The following is a 25,753-nucleotide window of genomic DNA, read 5'->3' on the forward strand; positions in this document are numbered from 1 at the left end:
AAACCACAATTTCTTGTAGGTCTACTCTAGGCAGGGGTGGCCGATTGTGGCACTTTGGATCTTAGTGGCTAGAAGCACCTTAGAAGGAAAATTAAGGAACTTCCACTATGCTAATTTGCCCTGATTGTAAATTTGAAAATCCCAATAGTAATAAATTCTGTCAAAACTGTGGCACGTCCTTAACTCACAAGGTTTGCCCTGAATGCAGTACAGAAGTAGTTTTGAATGCACAACATTGTCATAGCTGCGGCGCGGAATGTGGGACAGTTTGGTGGGCAATCATTGCCCAGAAAGGAAGTTGTGTAGTTTCAGAACTAGGAGAAAATACGGTAACGGTAGGAGCACGAAGTCAGGGAGATGGGAAAAGTAATCCTTCTTTCACCTCTCCAAAACTCTCCCTAGGCTCCTATTTAGATCAAGAGCAACGCTATCAATTGTTGGAGTCACTACCAAACCCAGAGGGTATTACCCCCAATAGTGAAGTAGGGGTGAGAGTTTTAGACTGTCAACCATATCAGATATCACCTATTGAGGCAATGCTGGAAAATGAAACAAAGGGTCTGATTAAGTCATCAGTGGGCGCAAATGGAATTCCTGGTTTGGCAAAAGCTTACATTGGCTTACAAACCGAGATTCAACCAAGTATACCGATGATTCATGATGCATGGCAGCAAGGCGATATACAGGTAGTACTGATCGAAGACCGCTCCCATTGGCAGCCTTTAGTCGATTTGTGGCAAAATGAAACAACGAGTTCGTTACAAATTTTACACTGGTGTTATCAGATGACCCAACTCTGGGGGGTACTGGAACCGGTGAATTGTCGTCAAAGTCTGTTGGAGTTGTCGAATCTGCGATTAGATGAAGACCAAACCCTGGCATTACAAAGATTATATGTAGAACCATTGATTAGTCAGTCTGCTAGTGAGTTAGCAACAGAGTCCGTAGCCCAAATATCTGCTGTGCCAGAGCAGCCTTTAGCTATCAAGGCTTTGGGGCAGGTTTGGCAGACACTATTTAGGCAGTCCCAACGGACTCAATTTGGTTCTGTGGTGCAGATGTTAGAGGATTTGGAACTCGGTAAAATTGAGACATTGGCTGAATTGCGATCGCGTTTAGAGGAAATAGCCACAGAACTGGAAGTACCCTCCATCTCAAGTGTTTGTCCCACAGAGGAAAAATATACTGTTGTGCCGACTATCCTGAAATTAGAAGATGAGCCAGACGATAGCACTGGCAAAAGCGATGATATGCCAACCATTGTCCTGTCAATGCAGTTAAGCAGCTTGGAAGATGCAGGACGCACGGATGTAGGGCGTCAACGTCGTCACAACGAAGACTACTTTGGCATTGAAACAAAAATTAACAAGCTGGAATTGCCTAAAAGCAGAGTATTGCAAGCACGTGGTTTATATATTCTCTGCGATGGTATGGGAGGACACGCTGGCGGTGAAGTTGCCAGTCAGTTGGCAGTCACTACACTGCAACAATACTTTCAAGAACACTGGATTTCCCACCAATTGCCAACGGAAGACTGTATCCGAGAAGCAGTGTATTTAGCTAATCAGGTGATTTACAATCTCAATCAAAAAGACGCCCGTTCTGGGGTTGGACGCATGGGTACTACCCTGGTAATCTTGTTAATACAAGACACTCTGGCAGCAGTCGCTCATGTGGGAGATAGCCGTCTTTATCGTTTGTCTCGCAAGCGGGGACTGGAACAAGTCACAGTAGATCACGAAGTCGGTCAACGGGAAATTGCTAGGGGAGTAGAAGCAAGCATAGCTTACGCCCGCCCAGATGCTTACCAACTCACCCAAGCCTTAGGGCCCCGTGATGAACGCTCGATCAATCCTGATGTGGCCTTTTTCGATATCAACGAAGATACTCTCCTGCTGTTGGCATCTGACGGTCTATCAGACAATGATTTACTAGAAATCAACTGGCAGACTCATTTAGAACCACTGCTAAGTTCTGGCGCTAACTTGGAATTGGGCATCACCAACTTAATTGATTTGGCAAACCAACATAATGGTCATGACAACATTACGGCTGTACTTATCCGAGCAAAAGTCCGCCCAAGTCAGGAAAGTTGGTGATCAAAGCACTCTCCTATTGAGCAATTAAAAATGCAAATGAAAAATTTTATTTGCATTCTCAATTCCCCCAGGCAGCAACCCCTAGTCTTCTTCCCTCTTAGTTTTTAGGTTGTATTGTGGTTACTCTGACCCTGTTAGAAGCGCAACAAAAAACGCCGCTCAAGCAGTGGAGCTTTGAAAATTCCGCTGTGATTCGCATTGGTCGAGCGGCGGATAATGACGTAGTTTTAACTGATAGTTTGGTTTCTCGATATCATCTAGAACTTAGACAAGTTGGTACTATCAAAAATGGCGATTCTTGGCAGGTGATTAGTCAAGGCACAAATGGCACTTTTCTCAATGGCATTCTCGTCATCCAGTGTCCGTTACCAGATAATTCCCTGCTGCAACTGGCACAGGGAGGCCCGCTACTGCAATTTCAAATTCAAGAAGTAACAGCAGCGAACAAATTACCGTGGCAACAAATGCACGGAGAAGCGACATCCACCAATACACCAATATTTTCAGCTAAGAGCTATGCAACTTCTGCTAACTTTTGTACCCACGAAGGAAACACCCCAGGGAATCTATTTTGTATTCACTGCGGTCAACCCCTCTCTGTGCAAAAGACAATTCGCCACTATCAGGTGTTGCAAACCTTGGGACAAGGAGGTATGGGGACTACCTATTTGGCCTGGGACGCAGGAGGTTTAATTGGGGGACAGCCTCAACTGCTGGTACTGAAGCAGATGAATGCTGATATGGCTAAAATTGCCAAGGCCCAAGAATTATTTGAACGGGAGGCGTACACTCTAAAAGGACTGAACTATCCAGGAATTCCCAAGTATTACGACTTCTTTGTAGAAGGGGGCAAAAAATACTTGGCAATGGAATTAATTCACGGTCTAGATTTAGAAAAACGTATATACACTACTGGTCCTGTAACGCCAAGCCAAGCGATCGCCTGGATGATCCAAACCTGTGATATCTTAGGCTATCTCCATAGTCAAGATCCACCACTGATTCACCGCGATATTAAACCCGCTAACCTGATGGTGCGAATTTCCAATAATCAGATAGTGGTGTTGGATTTTGGCGCTGTCAAAGAGACTGGCACAGCACCAGGTACTCGGATTGGTGCAGAAGGTTACTGCGCTCCGGAACAGGAACGAGGGCAACCTCTGACTCAATCAGATTTATATGCCATTGGGCCAACCTTGATTTTTTTGCTCACAGGCCAAAATCCTTTTAAGTTTTACCGCCAACGGGGGAAAAACTTTAGGTTTCATGTGGCAAGCATTCCCACTATTACGCCTCAATTAAGAGCTGTTATTGACTGCGTCACAGAACCTCTGCCACGCGATCGCTATCAAAGCGCTAGCGAATTGGCTAGGGCATTAGCTGCTTGCCAATATTAGAGTCAGTTGTCAGTCGTCAATTGTCAGTCGTCAGTCGTCAGTTGTTTTTTACCAATGACTCATGACTCATGACCTATTCTTCGTCCCAAGTTTCTACCGCTAGCAACTCACTAATTGGATCTTGCGTACTAAAACCAAAGTCTAGCAGTTCCTGTTTCCAGTGCTGCCATTCATTGCCGTAGAGCAAAGCAATTTTCCAAATGCTGTCGGTTGGCTTGATAATATTGGATTCTACGAGTGATTGCACATTACGCTGCAATTTCACCATAGGGTGAATCACTTGCTGAGTCATAACCTCGATGGAGTTCAGATTTTGTTTGGTAAATAAATGCTTAATCAAAACTGCTTTCCGTCTTGCAATGGGTACCGATGCGTAGGGCGTTGTAGTTTGGCAAAGCTAGTCTTAACTATCTAACTATACCATAACTAACTCTACTAAGTGGCTCTTAATTCGGTTTTGTACGGTAATTACCACCACAAAACTTTAATTTTGCCAAGCAGTCATCACGGAAGCAGAGTCAAAAAATTAATCGTCCTAGAGATCGCAATCATAGCGCGGGTTGGGACGAATTGGAAAATTTTGTTGGTTTTGGTCACTAGAAATATGTGCGACCTCTGAAAAACTTATCATTCAAGGGCTGTTCCGCATTTTTTGACTAATGGGGAAATTTGCAACCATCTCAAAAAATCTATCGTTTACATAGATTAAAACGCCAGAGGATACGTAGCGCAAACATCCAGGATTAAGCTAAATACTTACAAATATTTATATAATTTTAGTTAGCATTTTTATTAGCAGGCTGGGCATGGAGCATTGATTCTACACCCTGTACCCAATCATTATCTGTGAATATGTAAGTTAAATTTTCAAATGATAATTTCTGTAGGTTTGTGGGTATCCTCATAACAGCAGGATTGTTCCTGTATAAGTATTTACCACAATAACTTTTTGAGCATGGCAATTTCAGGGGATGATTACTTAGTTAAGCGCGGTAAGCAGATTGAGCGACGGAAAAGAATTGTAACATATCTTTCCATCGTGTCTTTTGGTGGTTCAATGTTGTTCGCTGGGGTTAATACCCTACAACAAGCTTGGCAAAATCCCCAGCAGTCGGTGGTGGAATCAGCTGAAGCCAAATTGCAAGTACAGGTAAAGGGTTACGAGTTGGTTTTAAAGCAAGAACCAAACAACCAAGCTGCTCTAGAGAAGCTATCTTTGTTGCGGCTACAGTTGAAGGATACCAAGGGTTCTATGGAAATTATGGAAAAGTTGGTGAAGCTGCACCCCGATAGGCAAGATTATAAAGTGCTGTTAGAGCAGATGAAGAAACAATACAAACAGAGTGATTCGTAATAGCTTTCTGGCGTTAATATTGGCCAGCAAAGTTTTAACCAATCTTACAGCAGTTTTATTTTTAATAATAAAAAATGGATAATTGTATGTCAATGAAATGTAAAGTGTGTGCATCTGATACAGATTTATTTGCTCAAGGAATTTTACTAGGTAAATACGAAATTGATTATTTCCAATGTTCAAATTGTGGTTTTGTACAGACTGAAGAACCTTATTGGTTAGAAGAAGCTTACTCTGATGCCATAGCTAAGACTGATGTTGGTTTAGTATGCCGCAACAATAATTTGTCACACAGTTCTGCTTATATTATCTTCCATCTTTTCAATCATGAAGCCAAATTTTTAGACTATGGCGGCGATTATGGCCTGTTTGTTAGAATAATGAGGGATTTAGGCTTTGATTTTTACTGGATCGACAAATTCTGTACAAACTTATTTGCTAAAGGCTTTGAAATAGACAAATCTGCAAATGGCTCATATGAGTTAGTAACTGCATTTGAAGTATTTGAGCATTTTGTCAATCCCATTGAAGAGATTGAAAATATTTTAAAACTTTCTAGAAATATCCTATTTAGTACAGAACTTTTACCAAAAAATAATCCCAAGCCAAATGAGTGGTGGTACTATGCTCCTTATGAGGGGCAGCATATATCTATATACACCTGCAAAACACTACAGGTAATCGCTGATAAATATAATTTAAATTTGTATACCAATGGATCAGGTTTGCACCTACTAACAGAAAAAAAACTTGCGCCAGATATACTTCAGACTCTTTCTCAAGATCAGCCAGAAGCATTCAGAAAAGAGTCACTGCTGCAAAGTGATTACTCGAAAGCAGTTATCTCATTAATGAATATTCATCACACAAATGATTTTGGAAATCTTCCCAAAAAGGAGCATGACTATAGTACAAAAAATATAACAATATTAGTTGATGGTGTATTTTTTCAACTCTACAAAACTGGTATAGCTCGTGTCTGGAAATCCTTACTAGAAGAATGGCTAAACAACGGGTTTGCTAAACATATTGTTGTGCTTGACCGTGCTGGAACTGCACCTAAAATTTCTGGTATTAAGTATCGTGATATAGCACCTTATGACTACAACAATACAGATGATGATAGGGAAATGCTACAGCAAGTATGCGATGAAGAAGGGGCAGATTTATTTATCTCCTCTTACTATACAACGCCAACTACTACTCCTTCTGTGTTCATGGCTTATGACATGATTCCAGAAGTAATGGGATGGAATATGAATAATCCCATGTGGCAAGAAAAACATCAAGGCATTCAACATGCATCTTCCTACATAGCAATTTCCGAACATACAGCGCGTGACCTAGCGAACCATTTTACTGATATATCGATAGAATCTATCACTGTGGCTCACTGTGGTGTTAACGGCACTTTTTCACCAGCAAAATCTGAAGACATTAATGCTTTTAAAAAAAAGTACTGTATTACCAAACCCTACTTTATTTTAGTTGGTGGTGGAAGTGGTTATAAGAATAGTATTTTATTCTTCCAATCTCTTTCACAGCTTGCTAGTAGCTATGGGTTTGAAATTGTTTTTACAGGAAGTGGCGGTATATTAGCACCTGAGTTTAGAGCCTACACATCAGGTAGTGTCGTCCATCTGCTGCAACTCAGTGATGAAGAGTTAATAACAGCTTATTCTGGTGCAGTAGCATTGGTTTATCCTTCTAAATATGAAGGTTTTGGGATGCCTATAGTAGAGGCAATGGCTTGTGGTTGTCCTGTCATTACTTGTCCTAATGCCTCAATTCCAGAAGTAGCAGGAGAAGCAGCTATATATGTGAATGAGGATGATGTAGTTGGACTAGCAAATGCACTCTGTGAGGTACAAAAGCCTAGTGTTCGCAATTCATTAATTAGCGCAGGTTTGGCACAAGCGAAAAAGTTTTCCTGGACAAAAATGGCGAAAACAGTCAGTTCTGTCTTAATTGATGCTACTCTTCTGAGTCTCAATCTCAAGGAGATTAATTTAATTATTTTCCCAGATTGGTCACAACCAGAAGAGTCACTGAGTTTAGAGTTAGAAGAAGTAATTAAAGTTGTAGCAACTCATCCTAATAGTCAAAATACTACACTGCTTATAGACAAAAGTAACATGGCTGACGATGATGCTGAGGTGCTTTTATATAATGTAACCATGAATCTTTTGATGCAAGAAGATGTAGAGATAACTGAGGGATTAGAAATTTCTCTAGTAGGAAATTTGGCTGAGATTCAGTGGGAAGCTTTATTACCTCGCATCCGTGCCAGAATTATCTTGATACAAGAAGACCAACAATCTTTATCACAAGTGCTATTAGATAAGCTATCCTCTTGCAAAATCGATGATTTAAGCAATCAACTATATACTATATCGAAAGAAGAAAAACAAATTAAATACCAACTATCGAAAAAAATTATTGCTTATAATATCAAAGAGATATCTATAAATCTTCCCCACGATCATGCCTTGCCACATTATCAGAATAGGTTTAGACTTTATGATAAATTTATTGGTGTTATAGCTAAATATTTACCAAATAGTCAAGATTTTATAGTTGATATTGGAGCAAACGTTGGTGATACAACAGCACTGTTGTTGCAATATTGCTTAAATCCAATTATCTGTATAGAAGCAGATGAAGAATTCTTTCATACAATGAAACAAAACCTCTCAGAATATAACCAGAGGATTATCTTTGTAAATTCTTTTGTATCGGGGAATGATTTTCAAAATGTGGAACTAGTAAAGAATAGCGGCACAGCAAGAGCAGTAGAAAGAGAAAATAAAATTGTGAGATCAGATTCATTAGAGTCTATTCTTAAGAATTCAAATTTAGGCAAGTGCATACTACTCAAAACTGATACTGATGGATTTGACTTTGAGATTCTACTTTCTTCTCTGAGCATAATTAAAGAAGATAGTCCAATACTTTATTGGGAAAATGAGATTTCATCCCTGAAAGATATAGAACTTGCAAAAGATTTACTTTATAAATTAGCAGGTATGAATTATTCAAAATATATTGTCTTAGATAATTTTGGCAATCCGTTAACTTATGAAGGTACACCTCAATTATTAGAGCAAATAAACGAGTATTTGTTTAATAATATCCATAGTAAGAATAATACTTTCTACTACACAGATATAGTTGCTTTCCCAGATAAATATAGTCATCTTATTTCACAAATTGCATCTGAGTATAATGCTTTTATTAGAAGCTCAAAAGTATACCCGTAATTAGCTAACTTTTTTTAAAAGATAAGATGTTAGTGTCTTAAGTTTACCCAATTCATAATAAAGCATATGCGGAAAGCATGAATAAATTTAAAGTTCGTATTTGGCGCTTTAGTTTTGGCTACAAAAGGCAATTTAATACTGTTTTTATATTAATTAAGTCAACTTAGCTTAAGATAAGATCAAAGTGAAAGCAACTAACTTAAATACTCAAGTAGAGGAATCTATACGTGATTCACTTGCTGTCAAACAGGAGAATATCAATATTGTCATATTCCCTGATTGGTCACAATCAGAAGAGTCACTTATTTTAGAGTTAGAACAAGTGATAAAGGTGGTAGTAACTCATCCTGATAGTAAGCAAATGATGTTACTTATAGACATCAATGGCATTTTTGAAGATGATGCTAATTTTGTTTTATCTGCTGTAGTTATGAATCTGCTTATAGCAGAAAATTTGGATGTTACCGCAGGATGTGAAATTTCTCTGTTGGGTAACTTAGATGAAATCGAATGGAAAGCTATTGTGTCTCGTATTCATGCTCGAATTATTCTAGAATATGAAAATTTGGAGGCGTTAAAATTTTCGTCGTTAGAGAATATTCCCACATATGATCTGGCAGGGTTCAGCGCTGCGGCGTTGGGACAGTTAATTTTTGATTTAAGCAATAGACTATTCCTACAGAAGAGATGGCAAGATGCGATCGCACATTATCAAAAACTTTTAGAACTTCAGCGAGGAGATGCAGACATTTATTGGCGGTTGAGTCAGTGTTATATAAATTTAAACCTGTTGGATGAATATTTCAGCACACTACAGGAAGGAATTAAACTTTATCCACAAGCCGGCCAGTTGCATTTTTCCTTAATCATTGACTTGGGACGCAATGGATGCACTCAAGAAGCTATCACTAGCGCCGAAAAAGCTTGCCAATTCTTACCTGATGATTACACTTTTCAAATTCTCAAATATTTAACAGTTCCGACAATCTACCACAATCAAGAAGAAATTGCTTTTTATCGCCAGCGCTATACTCAAGGATTACAAGATTTAATTCAGCAAACATCTCTCAAAACCCCACAAGAGCAAAATAGTGCGTTAGCTGGTATTGGTCGGCTGACTAACTTTTACCTATCATATCAGGCACAAAATGATATAGATTTGCAGCGTCAATATGGCAAGTTAGTCCATGAAATTATGACGGCTAACTTTCCGCAATGGGTTGTGCCTTTATCTATGCCGAGGCTGAAGGATAATCAAAAAATTCGGATTGGTTATGCTTCAAATTACTTACATTCTTATAGTGGGACACTTTGGTTAACTGGCTGGTTGCGTTACTGCGATCGCCAAAATTTTGAAATTTATTGTTACTACACAGGAAATGAGCCTGATGCAGTTACTCAAGAATTTCAAAATTACAGTGATGTCTTCCATCATATTCCTTATAATTTATCAGCAGCCTGTGAACAGATAATTGCTGATAAGCTGCACATTTTAGTTTTTCCCGAAATTGGTATGAACCCGCAAACGATGCAAATGGCTGGTTTGCGACTTGCACCTGTGCAATGTGTTGCTTGGGGACATCCGGTGACAACTGGTTTACCCACCATTGATTACTTTTTATCGAGCGAATTAATGGAAGCAGAAAATGCTCAAGAACATTACTCAGAAAAATTAATCCGCTTACCTAATATTGGCGTTTCTTACCCCAAACCATATATTCCCCCAGTCGTCAAGAACCGCTCGGATTTTCAGCTACTAGATGATTCAGTCATCTATTTATCCTGTCAAGCGCCTTTTAAATATTTACCGCAATACGATTTTATTTTTGCAGAAATTGCTCTTCGTGTTCCTCAAGCTAAATTTGTATTTCTGCGTGGTACTTTATTAAAACCTCGTTTGCAGCATGCTTTTGCTGCTGTGGGACTAAATAGTGAGGATTACTGTGTATTTCTTAGCATTCCAGAACGGTTAGACTATCTGATGATTAACTTACTTTCAGATGTTTATCTGGATACTTTCACCTGGTCTGGTGGGAATACTAGCTTAGAAGCGATCGCTTGTCATCTCCCCATCGTCACCTGTCCAGGGGAGTTTATGCGAGGTCGTCACACTGATAGTTTCTTGAAAATGCTAGGAGTGACAGACACCATCGCTAAAAACGAAGCAGAATATATCGAAATCGCCGTTAAATTAGGACTAGACCCAGCTTGGAAGAGTAGTATTATCGAAAAAATGAGCCAAAATTGCGATCGCCTTTTTGACGACAAAGTCTGTGTTACCGGTCTCGAAGCCTTCTACAAACAAGTTGTTGAAACCAGTTCGTAGTAAGCACGGAGAGTGCTTATCCAAAGATGAGGACTAAAGTCCTCACTACGAACTTGAGAGTGTTTGCCACATTTGCTGATAGGCTTTCTCCATTTCACGGGTAAATTGTTTACCGTTCCAGAGGGGGGCTGTTTGTCTTGATTGTCGCAATTTCCAAGCAATTTGTTGTCTTAAAGCAGCATCTTTACCCAAACGAATGCCCCATTCTATATACTCTCCATCTGTCCAAGCAAGACCTTCTGTTACACCTACATTCATCATCATGGTGTAGCTATTACGAGATACAAATTGTTCTCCAACTCTAGTTACTAAGGGAATATCCATCCAAAGTGTTTCTAGGGTTGTGGTTGCTCCGTTGTAGGGATAAGTATCTAGTACAACATCTGCAATTGCTAAATTAGCTCTGTGGACGGCTTCTGAGGGGTCTTGGGGTAAAAATCGCAGTCGGGAAGAATCTACACCCTCTTCTTCAGCTATTTTGTAGAAAAACTGTTTAATCGCTTCTTCGTCAGCGTCACCTTTAATTAAGAAGTAGCTATTTGGTACTTCTTTAATTATTCTCATTTGCCATTTTGTGGTTTCAGGATGACGTTTATATGACCTTTGGCTACTGAGGTAAATGACAGCATCACTAGGAATATCTAAATCTTGACGACGTAGTGTAGGGATACCAACTTCAAAGCCATCAACGGCTATATAAGTCTGGGGTAATCTCAATATTTTTTCTGTATAATAACCCTGGGCTGAATCTGGTAATACATAAGGGTCGGCAATAAAGTAATCAATTGCAGGTATCCCAGAGGCATCCCAACCGAGCCAAGTTGCTTGAATTGGCGCTGGTTTGAGTGACATGACGGCACAACTAATATCTAGTGTGATGCTATCTAGGTCTATGAGAATATCAATGTCATCCTCATATATTTTTTCGGCAACTTCTAAAGCTGTTATGCCTAATTTATGTGCTTTATCGGCTTTATTTACATACCATTGTTCAGCAAACTGATCTGCTGGATTATAGTTTATTAGATAGGTGCAAATTTCAAATTTATCACGGTTGTGATATTGAAATAACCAGCGTGCTAACCAGCCTACAGAATGCCGTCTCAAGGCATAGGATACATAGCCAATTTTTAACTTTTTCTGATAAGTTGCTGTTGGTCGATGATTAATGTTGCGTTGAGAATAACGCTCAAATTGTTGATGATATATAGCTTGAATATTATTCTGGCAAATTTGCGCTAATTGATTATGAATTTTTCTAAAATCTGATGGTCTATCCTGAATGTGTGGTTTAGCAAATGATGGTGTTAATAAACTTAGCGTTCTTACTTCATCTAAGGTAAGTGGCTGGGATGTGATGAATTCTTGCTGCAAAGCTTCTAACTGTTGACTTGTTGAGCATATTTCTTGCCAACATCCACCAGCAGTCAGCAAACTGCACAAAATTAGATGAACAGCAAAAATTTTATCGGCTATTTCTGTAGATAAGGAAAGACATAATTTTGCTGTCTCTATACCCTGAGAATAATTCTTAGCATTTTGATAAAAAATAGTTAAATGTCTTAATATTTCTAAGTTATTGGCATCTAGGTTTAAATACAATTCTAAAATATGTGCTGCTGTTGCTGGTAGTTTAAAGATGTGACCAATTTTCATGACAGCAGGAAGTACATCAATGAAATATGGTGTATTAATCAGGTAAGGTAAGCAAGATTTTATGAAGTCTATAGATGATTGATTGAAGGGTGGAGTTTCAAGAATTTCCTGTAATAATTGCTGTAATAACTCTAAATTTAAATCTACAAAGTTCTGAGAATTTAATAAATCTATGATTTCTAAATACCCTAATTCTATTTGTTCAAAATTATCTATTTTAAAGGAAAGTTGTAGAATTTTTAAGAGGTTATTGATATCGTAATTATTAATTTCTTTGATATGCTGACGAATTGCCCAAGCGAGAGAAAATTCTTCTAAATTTTCCCGTCTTTCTGATTCTAGTTGTAAAACTTGGGTTAGTTCTTGTGTATAAGTTGGAATATTTTCTTCTTCTAAATCTGCTAATGGCAGCATCCAAGTCATTTGCGCTTCTAGTTCTTTTTCTTGTAAAAGCAGCATTAAACCTAAATGCCAATAGTGGGAAATTATATCGGGTTCAGATGCTATTGCTTGCTCATACAATTTGGCAGCTTGCTCATATTCTCCTGCGATTAGATGTTGTTGCGCTGGGGTGAGTGTATTTGGATAAGTTTTGGTGTTCATAATTAGGTGTATATGATTAAATATAAAATTTAACTTTTGTTTGTGGTGAGAGAGTAGGACTAAAGTCCTTACTACAAGCTTTATTTAAGCTAGCTTAATAGTATTAATAGCTTCAATAAATGATAAAACAGGTGGGTATCATATACCCACCTGTGAATACATTTACTAGCAACATTGTTGCCAGCCAAATAATTACATAAATGTTTACTTGATTGCTTTTTGGTTAGCACCGCAATCAACACTGGTGGGAGCACCCGCAGGTGTAGGTACTCCATCAGTCAGGAGAGCCCCATCACCCTGATCTACAGCATTGATAGTCTCGCATAAAACAGATAATGTGGTTGCCTCACCAGTTCCTCCACCTACTGTCTGTCCAACAACAACGCTACCAACATAGCCTTTCAAAACAGCAGGGTCAGCAGCCAAAGTTGTTGGTAGCGCTTTAATAGTCGCACCGTTTCCTGCAATAGCACCAAGATTGTAAACGTAGTTTTCTGTTTGTGTCTTGATGCCTAGTTGGAGTTGGGTGAAATTACTTTGATCAGTAACGAAGGATGGATTTTCTAAAATATAAGCTTGTTGAGCGCGGTTAACAGAACCTACGTAGGTTTTGGCTTCTGAGGCACGGGCTTTGTTAGCTTGGTTGAGGAAGGAAGGCAGAGCAATAGCGGATAAAATACCGATGATGATAATTACGACCAACAATTCGATTAGGGTGAAACCCTCTTCGTTCTTCTTCTTGTTGAGGATGTGTTGGATGAATTTGGCTTTAAGTTCAGTTTTCATAGGATTTTTCCTTGATTTTGGGGGTGTGGGAGTGTTTCTCTCCTTCTAGAGATAACTTACCCACTTGCGATCGCTTTCATATCACCCCACCTACTTTTTTTTACCAAAGCTCAAATAAAATCTTCCTCGTGATATTAGTTTCGCTAAGGTATAATCCAAAACCCTTATCTATCAAGGATTTTATCCCTTTATTGTCGTTCTCCGCAGTCCAAAATCTTCAGATTGCTTTTGGTTAGCTTTGCCTGTGGCGCTCTCTAGGTTGATGGCAACTTGTTAAATCAGTATTAGCAGGGGCCTAGCAGCCAATATATTATTGATATTTTTTACCTGTTTTTCTCTGTGGCATTATATAGATAGGGAATCTGAGTTCGATAGTAGTTGTGTGTTCTCGAAGACGACGAACCCAGGCTGCTACATAGGATTTTCCTATGTCATACCAACTGCGCGGACTAACTTCAAATCAAGGATTGTTATCTATCTATTCAAATTCAGGTGGCCAGAGTTCTGATACTGCCAGTTCCCAGCCTGGGAGTAATTCTGGTAGTGTGAGTGTGTCGCCATTATGCAACACTGTTGGAGTTTGGTTTGGTCGGTAAACGGTTACTGTCAATTTGTCAGGGTCAATTAAGATACCAACTATAGACCCAAGTTGCAAGAATAGCTGAATTTTCTCTTCTAATGGTTTAATTCTGTCTGATTTGGACTTGACTTCAACCATCAGGTCTGGAAGCATCTCTACAAAGTCGCGCTTGGTCTTTTTAAGTCGGTCAGCTTTAACAAAAGACACGTCAGGGGCACGGAGGTTTCTTTTTTCTGAGTCTTCTATACTCGGCAAGATAAATCCGGCGCTAGAACCAGTTACACGTCCTAGTCTACGTGACATTACCCAGATATTCAAGAAGGTAATTAGACGAGAGCCTATTTCTTCTGACTCGTAATCTGATGGCCCCATAACTATGATATTCCCTTCTATTAATTCCAGTTGCCATTCTGGATGCTCGGTTTGTAGTTGCTCTAGGTCTGTAATGGTGAGGGACATAATACACCAAAAAACACTTCTGTATTTATCATAAGTGTGAATGTAGAGACGTTGCATGGCGGTTTTCGATGGGGTGCAATACACTTTGACCTCTCTCCAAACCTCTCTCCTAAGAGGCTACCGTGTACACACAAGTTATCCGATTCCCCAAAAGTCTTGAAAAACCTCAAAGAGTCCTGACGGACATCCCTCTCCTTGCTAAGGAGAGGGAAAGGTTCTACGTAGTAGAACGAGGGTGAGGTTTAATTTTCTGTATTCTCGCAACCATAAATTGCAGAGAGAGAGACTTGTGTGTACACCGTAACCTAAGAGGAGAGAGGCTTTGAGGTTTGCTCCCCGAACCAGCAATAAAAGCTTTTCCTTTCCCCTCTCCTCGTAGGGGAGGGTTAGGGAGAGGTTGTTGGGGTTGGGGGTTAGGTCTTTATTGGACTCAACTGCAAACTGCTATGTGCCAATACAGTTTATTTAAGGGTTATGGTTGGGAATTTTAAGTGATGTAGAGACGTTACATGTCGCGTCTCTATATCAGTTGATGGTCTTAAGTGAACGGTATTGCACTATATGCAGCGTCTCTGAACAATAAACAAGATTCCCGACTTCTTAGAGAAGTCGGGAATCTGAGCCTTTACGTACCGCTTTGCGCGATCGCATTTTGCTATGCTATATTAAACGTAGTCGTTATGAGTTTATATAATTGCCGTGACTAACCCAACAGTAGAAAACTTGGTAATTATCGGTTCTGGGCCAGCAGGGTACACAGCTGCTATTTATGCTGGACGTGCTAATTTGAAACCTGTTGTTTTTGAAGGTTTCCAAGCGGGGGGTTTACCTGGTGGACAATTGATGACAACGACGGAAGTTGAGAACTTTCCGGGTTTTCCCCAAGGGATTACCGGGCCGGATTTGATGGATAATATGAAGGCTCAGGCGGAGCGCTGGGGGGCTGAGTTATATACTGAAGATGTGATCTCTGTTGATTTGAGTCAGCGTCCTTTTACTATCCGCTCGGAAGAGAGAGAAGTTAAAGCCCACAGTTTGGTGATTGCTACTGGTGCAACGGCGAAGCGGTTGGGTTTACCCAGTGAACATGAGTTTTGGAGTCGGGGGATTTCTGCCTGTGCGATTTGCGATGGTGCGACACCAATTTTTCGCGGTGCTGAGTTGGCGGTGATTGGTGCTGGTGACTCGGCTGCGGAGGAGTCAATCTATCTTACGAAGTATGGCTCTAAGGTAAATTTGTTGGTACGCTCAGAGAAGATGCGGGCTTCTAAAGCGATGCAAGATCGGGTTTTGAGTAATCCCAAAATTCAGGTGCATTGGAATACTGAGGTTGTGGATGTGTTTGGTAATGGGCAAATGGCTGGGGTGAAAATTCGCGATCGCATCACCGGCACCCAAACCGAACTCCAAGCTAAGGGTTTATTTTATGCGATCGGTCACAGTCCCAATACAAATTTATTTAAGGGGCAAATAGAATTAGATGAGGTGGGTTACATTGCCACTAAGCATGGTTCTGTAGAAACCAGTGTTGAAGGTGTTTTTGCCGCTGGCGATGTGCAAGATCATGAGTTTCGGCAAGCAATTACGGCTGCGGGTACTGGTTGTATGGCGGCGATGTTGGCAGAACGTTGGTTGTCTGCTAATGGTTTAATTCAAGAATTCCACCATCAGCCAGAAGCAGCAGTTAATGAATTAGCACCTCAGCCAGCAAAGAAAACTGAAGCCGAAGAAGCTGCTGGATTTGATTTGCAAGGGACGCGCCATTATGGGGGTTATGCGTTGCGGAAACTTTTCCACGATAGCGATCGCTTAATCTTGGTTAAATATATCTCTCCTGGTTGCGGCCCATGCCATACCCTGAAGCCAATTTTAAATAAAGTAGTGGATGAATTTGACGGCAAAATTCACTTTGTAGAAATTGACATCGACAAAGACCGAGATATTGCCGAGAATGCTGGTGTGACAGGAACGCCGACGGTGCAATTGTTCAAAAATCAAGAACTGTTGAAGGAAGTTAAAGGCGTGAAGCAAAAGAGCGAATATCGCCAGTTGATAGAGAGTAATATTTAGCTATTCCCAGAAATTTGCTTTCTTACCCAAGCACGAAAAGAACGGGTAGTTGCATTTTCCCCGTTCTTTTTGGCTTGGTGAATAAACCGGGGAATTTCCTGCACTGTTATCGGTGCAAAGGTCTGGCTAATTTGGGTTTCTGAATATTCACCTTCTAAAAGTGCGTAAATCCGCAAGGTAGTTCCGTTATATCGCCAAAATTCAGGGATAGCAAGGGCGGCATAAAGGCTCAATTTGTCTATTTTTGATCTGGAGTATTCCACTTCTAGCACTAGGTCTGGGGGTGGATCAATTTCTAGGTCGATATTTTCTTTACCTCTAACCAAAGACTCATTTTGGATGTAGTAGCTACTATCTGGCTCTCCCCCCCGTTGTAAGTCATCTCGCTTTAAGGTTAGGGAACCAGCACGTTTATACTCTAATCCCAACTCTTCACACAGCACAACCACAAAACCCTCAATCATCCGGTTGGAGTTTTCATGTGGCATTAGTGGTGTCATAATTTCTAAGAGTCCTGAGTCAAAGGTAAGCCGGTTGTTGCGATCGCATCCCATTTCTACCAACATGGTTTTAAATGTCTGCCAGCTAATATTTTGAAGCAAAGTTCTAGTTTCTGCTGGTATTACTTGTGTCACCACAGCAAGTCCCTCCTTGGGTGTGATCGGCTTGATTTTCGGTCATGTCTCCTTAAGGAGCAGTACTTCACCACGCAATATGTACAATGGTCAGCGTATCTTGTTCTAAGCTGGCGATCGCATAATGACTATAGCAAAACGGCGACTACCGCCATTTTTACGCTTTGCTGAAAATCCTAACCTTTCTCAGCGGTTGATGCTAATTGGGTTAGGCATTACTTTCTTTTTCATCTTTCTGGCTTTCTTCTCTCCCGTCTTTCAAGCTTGGGGATGGCTGCAAAACCCCAAAGATTTCCTCTCTAACTCCGTTCACGAACCACCTTCAGCCAAACATTGGTTTGGTACGAGTCGCTTGGGCTATGATGTATTTTCCCGGACGGTGTTTGGCGCTCAAGCTGCGCTGCAAGTAGTGATTTTAGCAACAGCGCTGAGTATGCTGATTGGTGTGCCTTTGGGCATGGTGAGTGGCTATCTTGGCGGTAGGTTAGATAAGGTGTTGCTGTTTCTCATGGATAGCATCTACACCCTACCAGGCTTACTACTTTCGGTAACCCTGGCATTTGTCGTGGGGCGAGGAATATTCAATGCGGCGATCGCCATCAGCATTGCCTACATTCCCCAATATTATCGTGTTGTCCGCAACCACACAGTCAGCGTTAAAACCGAAGTGTTTATCGAAGCAGCCCAAGCAATGGGTGCCTCCACCTGGGTAGTGCTGTCTCGATATCTATTTTTTAACGTTATTCAAAGCGTACCCGTACTTTTCACCCTCAACGCCGCCGATGCAATTTTAGTTTTAGGCGGTTTAGGCTTTTTGGGACTAGGACTTCCCCAAGAAGTGCCAGAATGGGGACATGATTTAAAACAAGCCCTAGAAGCACTACCCACAGGCATTTGGTGGACTACCCTGTTTCCTGGATTAGGAATGACATTCATGGTTGTAGGGTTATCACTATTGGGTGAGGGGTTAAATGAATTTGTCAATCCCCGCTTACGGCGAGAAAATGGTGTCCGGAAATAGTCTACTTCCTGTGGAAGAATGCAAAATTCAAAATTCAAAATTAATAATCCATTTTTTTGAACTTTGAATTGGCTCAAAAGAACGGTTTCATCGTCTAATATTTGTTGTATTTAATACAGAGAGATTTGAGTGAAAGATAACATTTCTTTAATTGCTGCTGCTGCTGGCGGGTTGATGCTTTCTGTCGCCCTTTCTGGAATTTTAAGAGGTACACCGATCACTGCTTGGCATGATCCATCCAGTGTCAGTTCATACCCAGTAGCTAATTCGCGGATTATTAGTAACTAGAACTTACGCATTGACAAAAAACGACAAGTATGTTTTTCGGTTTTATTAATTGAAAGTCCTATAGATTGTGCGTTAGGGAACGCACACTACGGGTAGGATGCGTCCCCTGACGCATCTAAAAAACCTGAAAAGAGGGTAAATTTGTCAAGGAAAGTAAGTCCTAGTAAGGATAAATGAACCCACAGCACACAGAATTCATCTATTCGTGCATTGGGAATTGGGAATCAGAAAATTTTGCATCTGTGTGCTTTTGTGGTTTTATGTTTTAAAGAAAGATTTGAGATTGGCTATAGTGGATCAAGTAATTGGCATTGATTTAGGGGGAACAGCAATTAAGCTGGGGCGGTTTGCATTACTTGGCAGTTGCCTACAATCTTTAACTGTAGAAACTCCCCAACCGGCGACACCAGAGGCTGTTGTGGCTGTGATGGTAGATGCGATAGCTCAAATTGACCCAGAAAATCAAACTCTCGCCATTGGTGTCGGTACTCCTGGCCCCGCAGATGCAGCAGGAAGAATTGCCCAAGTCGCCATTAACTTATCAGGATGGCAAAATGTCCCATTGGCAGACTACTTAGAAGCTAAAACTGGCAAACCTACCATTCTCGCTAATGATGCTAACTGCGCCGGGTTGGGAGAAGCTTGGTTAGGTGCCGGACGTCGCTTTCAACATCTCATTTTATTAACTTTGGGGACTGGGGTTGGTGGTGCGATTATTCTTGATGGTAAATTGTTTGTGGGACATCAAGGCGCTGCTGGAGAATTAGGTTTAATCACCTTAAATCCCCATGGGCCAATGTGTAATAGCGGCAATCAAGGCTCTCTAGAACAGTATGCTTCAGTTACGGCAATTCGCCGCCGCACCGGCAAAGAACCAGCAGAATTAGGTACTCTTGCCCAAGGGGGAGATATTCATGCCTTGAATTTTTGGCAAGAATATGGTACAGATTTGGGTATTGGATTGTCTAGTTTAATTTATGTCTTGACACCGCAAGCGATCATTATTGGTGGCGGTGTGAGTGCCAGTTTTGAGTTTTTCTTACCAGCGGTCATCACAGAAATTGAGAAGCGAGTTCTACCTACATCTCGCGTTGGGTTACAAATTTTGCCAGCAGAATTGGGCAACTCAGCGGGAATGGTGGGTGCAGCCAAGTTGGCATGGGAAAAATTAAAAGATGTCTGATATCATGTCCGTTTAATTCGTGACCAGTAATCATCCAGACATGATATGAGCTAATTGATAGCCCTCACCAATAACTCAGCGGACTCAGGCTAAAGGATATCCTGTAGCCTGTAGAACATAATGCAAAACTTTTTGATATGATTCTGGATTATTTGTAGGGTTGATGATGATGGGAATAGTTACATCTGGCAACCAAAAAGTTATCCTGCCGTTTGCTTCATAACAAAAAGAACTGATACAGGTGAGGTTAATTACATATTCATTTCTATCGTAATTGATTTTTACCCAGTGGGAATTGTCTGATTCCAATCCTTCTACACTTTCTAGAAATTCTAGAATCTTTTGATAGTCTTGCAAGTTATTTTGCGGGCTAATCACGATTGGCATAGCGCTATCCGGTAACCAAAATGTAACTCTGCCGTTCTTTTCATAACAAAAAGTATTAATCCGGTCAAAATTAACTACATATTCCTTCCTCTCGTAAAGTAACTTTAACCAGTAAGCCACACAATACCCTCAGAATTGACCAAATGTTATTTTTTCATAAAGCAATTTTACCCAGGAAGGGTCAACATTTGCTCAACTACTGAAGCAATTTGACATACCTAATTTAGCAACAGCTTGTGAGACTAGAAGCCCCCGCCATACCTCCAAGAGGTTAGCGGTGGCAACTTTAAGAAACTTCCACAGGTGTTGGTGCACCAGTGTTTGAGTGAGTGCGGGAAATCGCGGCATCCATGAATCCTTTAAATAAAGGATGGGGGGTATAAGGGCGCGATTGGAACTCTGGATGAAATTGACAAGCTAGAAAGAAGGGATGCTGGGGAAATTCCACGATTTCTACCAAGCGCCCATCAGGAGAAGTCCCACTGATGAGATAGCCAGACTTCAACAAGAGATTACGGTAAGCATTGTTGAACTCATAACGATGGCGATGCCGTTCATAAATCACTTCTTGTTGATATAGCTTAGATGCCAGGGTATTGGGGAGAAGATGACAAGGATAGAGTCCCAAGCGCATTGTACCGCCCAAATCGACTACATCCTGCTGTTCTGGCAACAGGTTAATCACCGGATCGCTGGTATAGGGGTCAAATTCGGCACTGTTAGCACCGATTAATCCCTCTACATTTCTGGCCCATTCAATCACAGAACATTGCATTCCCAGGCATAAACCTAAAAATGGAATTTGGCGATCGCGAGCGTATTTAATGGCGGCAATTTTGCCATCTACCCCCCGGAGTCCAAAACCACCAGGAACAACGACGCCATCAACACCTGCAAGATAGTTTTCGGGGGCTTCATTTTCCAACACTTCTGAGTTGATCCACCGCAAACGCAGATCGCCATGAGTAGCGATAGCGGCATGGCGGAGGGCTTCCACTACAGAGAGATAAGCATCACTTAAACGCACATATTTGCCGACAATGGCAATTTCTACGGGGTATTTGGGACTATACAACCGTTCTACCATGGTTTGCCACTGGGATAGATTCGGTTTGCGTTGTTCCATTTGCAGCAAATCTATTGCTCTTTCTGCCAATCCTTCCCGTTCTAGAATTAGCGGTACTTCATAAATACTGCTAGCATCTTGGGCAGTGATAACGCATTCTGGCTGGACATCGCAGAACTCCGACATTTTTTGTTTTAGTCCTACAGGTATGGGGCGATCGCTCCGACAGACTAAAATATCCGGTTGAATACCAATGGATCTGAGTTCTTTGACAGAATGCTGTGTCGGCTTAGTTTTCATCTCCCCCGCAGACGCAATCCAAGGTAGCAGGGTGACATGCATATACAGCACATTCTGCCGCCCCACCTCTTTGCGTAACTGGCGAATTGCTTCCAAAAACGGTAGTGATTCGATATCGCCGACAGTGCCGCCGATTTCTGTAATCACTACTGAGGGATTCGTTTCTTTAGCAACTCTGACAATCCGCTCTTTAATTTCATTGGTAATGTGGGGAATTACCTGTACAGTGCCGCCGTTATAGTCGCCCCGCCGCTCTTTATTGATCACTGATTGATAAATCAAGCCCGTGGTAACACTGTTCAATCGAGACATTGAGGTATCAGTAAAGCGTTCGTAATGCCCCAAGTCCAAATCTGTTTCTGCACCATCTTGGGTAACGAACACTTCCCCATGCTGAAAAGGACTCATTGTCCCTGGATCAACATTAATATAAGGGTCGAGTTTGAGAATCGATACCGAATAATCCCTCGACTTGAGCAACCTTCCCAGACTTGCTGCTACAATGCCTTTACCGATGCTGGAAACAACGCCTCCAGTCACAAAGATAAACTTAGTCATAGTAATTTCAATTTCTAGCAACTTCTAAAAATACAACCCGTCTTTTGAGGGATGAAGTGTCAAGCATGAGGACGCCCTGAAAGTAGCTTTCCATACTGCTGCTGGAAAACCGATCAGTCCTTAGCCTAGGGCTGGGTGAATCTGCTCCACGAATGAATTTGCCGGAACGCCTCTGATTTATTTGCCGCTTGTTTTCATTCTTCATCCTTGATGCTTCAACCTTATTTGGTCATTGTGCCACAGTCATTCTTGTGAAATTTTCTGTGATTTTGCTGTGAAAAAACTTTTAGGATTAGTACTATTTAGCTGTCTTATCACCTCCTCGGTTGCATTGTCACAATCATCTCTTGTAATAGTTTTTCCTCCGCCAAACTACCAAACCAGTACGGAAAAAATATTTTTTATTGGCACAGCACCACCAGATGGACAAGTTATCATCAATGGTAAGCCAATTAACCGCAGCAAAGCTGGTCATTTTTCCCCAAGTTTCCCCTTGCAGTTGGGGGAGAATCGCTTTACAGTGCGCCATCAAAATCAAGAAGTTCAGCTTCAGGTGACAAGACTGAACACTCAGCCTGAGCTACCACAGGGGTTAGGCTTCGCTAAGGATTCTCTGACTCCATCTGCTGATATTGCCAGACTACCAGGAGAATTAATTTGTTTTAGCGCTATTGCACCCCCTAAAGCCAGTGTCTCTGTTAAGCTGGCTAATCAAATTATTGCCCTTGCACCCCAACCACCACAGGCACAACTGCCAAATAATTTGGCTGCCCTTACGGGGCGAAATCAGCCTACTGCCCAGTCTATCCCAGGAAAGTATGAGGGTTGCACTACCCTGCAAAAACCTGATCCTGATTCCTTCAGCCTAATTAACGGTAACAACATTATCTCCGGTGCTTTTGCCGCAGATACCAGCAAAGAAGTAGATTTGGGACAACCTCAGTTTCAGCTGACGCTCAATGGCAAAACTATCACTCAAGCAGGTTCTGGTAAAGTTAAAATCCTCTCACCCGCAGAGTTGACAGTTACTGAGGTGACTTCAGACTCAGGTGTTGCTCGCACTGGCCCGAGTACCGATCATTCTCGACTTACACCCCTGCCTAAAGGAACAAGGGTAACAGTCACAGGAAAGGAAGGTGAATGGTTACGCCTAGATTATGGCGCTTGGATTAACAACAAAGAAACCCGCATTCTCCCTGGTGCAGTTCCCACCCGAACCGTAATTCGTAGTGTTGGATCTCGTCAACTCCCTGGTATCACAGAAATACTTTTCCCCCTACAAGTTCCTGTCCCGGTGAGAGTACAACAAGGCGATCGCTCTTTCACCCTCACTCTCTACAATACCACTGCTCAAACAGACACTATTCGCCTGGATGATAACCCCCTAATTTCTCGCCTAGATTGGCAACAGGTGGCTCCAGGACAAGTAGAATACACTCTTAATCTCAAAAATTCTCAACAGTGGGGATATAAGCTGCGGTACGACGGTACAACCCTGGTGTTAGCTTTGCGTCATCCGCCTGCTATGGGACACAAAAGACGTCAGCCTTTAGCTGGTATTAAAATTTTACTCGATCCAGGACATGGGGGTAAAGAACCGGGTGCTAGTGGCCCAACGGGGTATTTAGAAAAAGATGTCAATTTAACTATTTCTAAATTACTGCGTGATGAGTTAGTGAAACAAGGGGCGACGGTGGTAATGACGCGGGAAGATGATAAAGAACTGTCCCTGGTAGAACGGCAGGCAATAATTAGTCAAGAACAACCTGCGATCGCACTTTCTATTCACCACAACTCTCTACCCGATGATGGTGATGCCGAAAATACCAAGGGCTTCGGCAGTTTTTGGTACAATCCCCAAGCCCACAACCTAGCAATATTTTTGCATAACTATGTAGTCAAAGACTTAGGCAAACCTTCCTACGGTGTGTTTTGGAATAACTTAGCCCTCACACGTCCCACCGCGGCACCATCGGTGTTGCTGGAATTGGGTTTTATGAGTAATCCTGATGAATTTGAGCAGGTGATGAACCCCCAAGAACAGCAGAAAATGGCCAAGACTCTAGCCGAGGGAATTACTGAATGGTTTAGAAGCGTGCGGTAGCATTTGGGGATAAATTTTGGCGGATAAATGCAAAATTTTGCTAGAATTTACCCATCAGTGTTTAACCAGGGCTGTTTCGTTCTAGAACCCTGAACTCAAGTTCAGGGCTAACAACTCCCATTCCGTTTTAACGGAATAGAAACTTCTTTTACTCGTCTTTAGACGAATGAGTGCTATTAGAATTCTAAGGTAGTTGTTGAAAATGAAATAGCCCTGAGTGTCTAACCGTAACTGCTCTCTAAGTCAGAATTAAAAATTGTTATGACTCCTAACCTGTCGCTAAATGGATTTTTGAGTCGATACAATTTCATGACAAACCCGATATTACTCATTCCCTTACTATTGAGCTTTGGCTTAATAGTATTTTTAGGAGTACATATAGTTATTGACATCAACCAAGTACATTACTTGAACATTGCGGCAGGGTCAAAACAAAGTGAAAGTTATATATTAAGTCAAGTAATGGCTCAAGTAGTAGCCAAACATGAGCCAAAAATTCAACTCCGAGTCATTGAAACTAAAGGTTCTGAAGAAAATATTCAATTACTGGAAGAAAACAAGGTACAACTAGCTACAGCACAAGCTGATATTCCCACTCTACCCTCAGCCCGACTAATCTGCAATTTGTTTTCAGACGCATTTCAGCTAATAGTCACAGAAAAATCTGGTATCCAGGAAGTTGCTGGAGTCAAAGGTAAACGAATTGCCTTACCTCCCCAAGGGGGTGGCCAATATAATTCATTTTGGGAGTTGGCAAAACATTACCGTCTGGTAGGGAATGAATTTACACACACAGCAATGTCAGAAGAACAAGCTGATCTTCTCTTTCGCAACCAGCAAATAGATGCAGTTTTTCGGGTTCGTCCCCCAGGTAATAAGTCAATTCAGCAACTTGTCCAGAATAGCAACGGACGGTTAGTGGCAATTGATCAAGGTGCGGCAATGAAAATAACTCAGCCAGCCTTTGAACCAGCATTTATACCTAAAGGCGCTTATCAAGGAAATCCCCCCATTCCGGCGATCAATTTGCCTACAGTAACTTTGCAAAGAACTCTTTTGGCTTCTAAATTTGTTGATGCTGGTATCGTCCGACAAATAACTGCAATTTTGTATGATTATCGCCAGGAGTTGGCAAATTTGATGCCTTTAGCAGCAAATATCAGTCCTCCCAGTACAGTTAGTGGGACTGGTTTACCACTTCATCTAGGTGCGGCTGCTTATTATGACCGAGAAAAACCCAACTTTATTCAGGAAAATGCTGATTATTTTGGCTTAATTTTGACATTTGTGCTGTTATTAGGGTCTTGGCTTTGGCAGCTAAAAGTGCGATTTGAGAAATTGCAAAAAAATCGTGGTGATGACTTTAACCAAGATATTGTCAAGTTGATCAGAACAATTGAAAGCTGTCAAGATATTAATAAGCTAGAAAAAATTCGGATTGAATTGTTAGATGAGTTTGAGAAAGTTGTGGAAGCTTTGGACAAAGACAGAATTACACCAGAGTCATTCCAATCATTTACTTTTACATGGGAAGCGGGTATGTCAGCATTGCGCGATCGCAAACTGTGGTTAGCCAGAGAAACTTTAGCACGTCAGCAACCTAAACCATAGTTTGTTAAGG

At 41.3% G+C, this 25,753-nt stretch carries 18 protein-coding genes; 11 read left to right on the forward strand and 7 right to left on the reverse strand.

What is annotated here, in order from left to right; translation table 11 throughout:
- Positions 1-107 precede the first annotated feature (107 nt).
- Together H6G32_RS01760 and H6G32_RS01765 are read left to right on the forward strand one after the other, a co-directional pair.
- Positions 108-2,099: a serine/threonine phosphatase gene (locus H6G32_RS01760; RefSeq protein ID WP_190453835.1), complete on the forward strand. Its 1,992-nt coding sequence runs from the start codon at positions 108-110 to the stop codon at positions 2,097-2,099.
- A gap of 116 nt (positions 2,100-2,215) precedes the next feature.
- On the forward strand, positions 2,216-3,496 hold the full coding sequence (locus H6G32_RS01765) for a protein kinase domain-containing protein (protein WP_190453838.1): 1,281 nt from the start codon (positions 2,216-2,218) through the stop codon (positions 3,494-3,496).
- A 73-nt stretch (positions 3,497-3,569) separates the two neighbouring features.
- On the opposite strand, the gene H6G32_RS01770 is transcribed toward H6G32_RS01765, so the two are convergent.
- On the reverse strand, positions 3,570-3,788 hold the full coding sequence (locus H6G32_RS01770) for a DUF4327 family protein (protein ID WP_190453840.1): 219 nt from the start codon (positions 3,786-3,788) through the stop codon (positions 3,570-3,572).
- A gap of 663 nt (positions 3,789-4,451) precedes the next feature.
- Between H6G32_RS01770 and H6G32_RS01775 the strand changes: the two genes are divergently transcribed.
- The 3 genes from H6G32_RS01775 to H6G32_RS27215 all read left to right on the forward strand — a co-directional run bounded on the left by H6G32_RS01775 (position 4,452) and on the right by H6G32_RS27215 (position 10,436).
- On the forward strand, positions 4,452-4,850 hold the full coding sequence (locus H6G32_RS01775; protein ID WP_190453843.1) for a tetratricopeptide repeat protein: 399 nt from the start codon (positions 4,452-4,454) through the stop codon (positions 4,848-4,850).
- Positions 4,851-4,924: 74 nt separating this feature from the next.
- Entirely contained in the window at positions 4,925-8,110 is a 3,186-nt protein-coding gene (locus tag H6G32_RS27340; protein WP_199327949.1) for an FkbM family methyltransferase, read from the forward strand.
- A 184-nt stretch (positions 8,111-8,294) separates the two neighbouring features.
- A complete protein-coding gene (locus H6G32_RS27215) occupies positions 8,295-10,436 on the forward strand; it encodes an O-linked N-acetylglucosamine transferase, SPINDLY family protein (RefSeq protein ID WP_309232551.1) in 2,142 nt (713 codons plus the stop codon).
- A gap of 45 nt (positions 10,437-10,481) precedes the next feature.
- Here H6G32_RS27215 and H6G32_RS01790 read toward each other — a convergent pair whose 3' ends face one another.
- From H6G32_RS01790 to H6G32_RS01800, 3 genes are all read right to left on the reverse strand, one after another.
- On the reverse strand, positions 10,482-12,695 hold the full coding sequence (locus tag H6G32_RS01790) for an O-linked N-acetylglucosamine transferase, SPINDLY family protein (protein ID WP_190453849.1): 2,214 nt from the start codon (positions 12,693-12,695) through the stop codon (positions 10,482-10,484).
- 204 nt (positions 12,696-12,899) lie between these two features.
- Positions 12,900-13,481 (reverse strand): type IV pilin-like G/H family protein, encoded by a 582-nt coding sequence (locus tag H6G32_RS01795; protein WP_190453852.1) that lies wholly within the window; start codon positions 13,479-13,481, stop codon positions 12,900-12,902.
- Positions 13,482-13,959: 478 nt separating this feature from the next.
- A complete protein-coding gene (locus H6G32_RS01800) occupies positions 13,960-14,520 on the reverse strand; it encodes a Uma2 family endonuclease (RefSeq protein ID WP_190454025.1) in 561 nt (186 codons plus the stop codon).
- A gap of 699 nt (positions 14,521-15,219) precedes the next feature.
- Here H6G32_RS01800 and trxB point away from each other — a divergent pair.
- On the forward strand, positions 15,220-16,590 hold the full coding sequence (trxB, locus tag H6G32_RS01805) for a thioredoxin-disulfide reductase (RefSeq protein WP_190453857.1): 1,371 nt from the start codon (positions 15,220-15,222) through the stop codon (positions 16,588-16,590).
- Here the strand turns inward: trxB and H6G32_RS01810 are convergent.
- Positions 16,587-17,228, reverse strand: coding sequence for a Uma2 family endonuclease (locus H6G32_RS01810; protein WP_190453860.1), 642 nt, complete (start codon positions 17,226-17,228; stop codon positions 16,587-16,589). The two genes, trxB and H6G32_RS01810, sit on opposite strands and share 4 nt — an antisense overlap.
- A 121-nt stretch (positions 17,229-17,349) precedes the next feature.
- Here H6G32_RS01810 and H6G32_RS01815 point away from each other — a divergent pair, with 121 nt between their 5' ends.
- The 3 genes from H6G32_RS01815 to H6G32_RS01825 all read left to right on the forward strand — a co-directional run bounded on the left by H6G32_RS01815 (position 17,350) and on the right by H6G32_RS01825 (position 19,717).
- Positions 17,350-18,246 carry an ABC transporter permease gene (locus H6G32_RS01815; protein WP_190453863.1) on the forward strand — a complete coding sequence of 299 codons (897 nt, stop codon included), beginning with the start codon at positions 17,350-17,352 and terminating at the stop codon, positions 18,244-18,246.
- Positions 18,247-18,375: 129 nt separating this feature from the next.
- The gene (locus H6G32_RS01820; protein ID WP_190453866.1) at positions 18,376-18,534 is read left to right on the forward strand and encodes a hypothetical protein; all 159 of its coding nucleotides are present in this window, start codon (positions 18,376-18,378) and stop codon (positions 18,532-18,534) included.
- 292 nt (positions 18,535-18,826) lie between these two features.
- Positions 18,827-19,717 carry an ROK family protein gene (locus H6G32_RS01825; protein WP_190453869.1) on the forward strand — a complete coding sequence of 297 codons (891 nt, stop codon included), beginning with the start codon at positions 18,827-18,829 and terminating at the stop codon, positions 19,715-19,717.
- 84 nt (positions 19,718-19,801) lie between these two features.
- Here the strand turns inward: H6G32_RS01825 and H6G32_RS01830 are convergent, their stop codons facing one another.
- Together H6G32_RS01830 and H6G32_RS01835 are read right to left on the reverse strand one after the other, a co-directional pair.
- Positions 19,802-20,224, reverse strand: coding sequence for a hypothetical protein (locus H6G32_RS01830; protein ID WP_190453871.1), 423 nt, complete (start codon positions 20,222-20,224; stop codon positions 19,802-19,804).
- 166 nt (positions 20,225-20,390) lie between these two features.
- Positions 20,391-22,028, reverse strand: coding sequence for a CTP synthase (locus H6G32_RS01835; protein ID WP_190453874.1), 1,638 nt, complete (start codon positions 22,026-22,028; stop codon positions 20,391-20,393).
- Positions 22,029-22,302: 274 nt separating this feature from the next.
- Here H6G32_RS01835 and H6G32_RS01840 point away from each other — a divergent pair, with 274 nt between their 5' ends.
- A complete protein-coding gene (locus tag H6G32_RS01840; protein ID WP_190453878.1) occupies positions 22,303-24,132 on the forward strand; it encodes an N-acetylmuramoyl-L-alanine amidase in 1,830 nt (609 codons plus the stop codon).
- A gap of 309 nt (positions 24,133-24,441) precedes the next feature.
- The gene (locus H6G32_RS01845; RefSeq protein ID WP_199327952.1) at positions 24,442-25,743 is read left to right on the forward strand and encodes a TAXI family TRAP transporter solute-binding subunit; all 1,302 of its coding nucleotides are present in this window, start codon (positions 24,442-24,444) and stop codon (positions 25,741-25,743) included.
- Positions 25,744-25,753 lie beyond the last annotated feature (10 nt).

This window comes from Cylindrospermum sp. FACHB-282, assembly GCF_014697195.1.
In the GTDB taxonomy this organism is placed as follows: domain Bacteria; phylum Cyanobacteriota; class Cyanobacteriia; order Cyanobacteriales; family Nostocaceae; genus Cylindrospermum.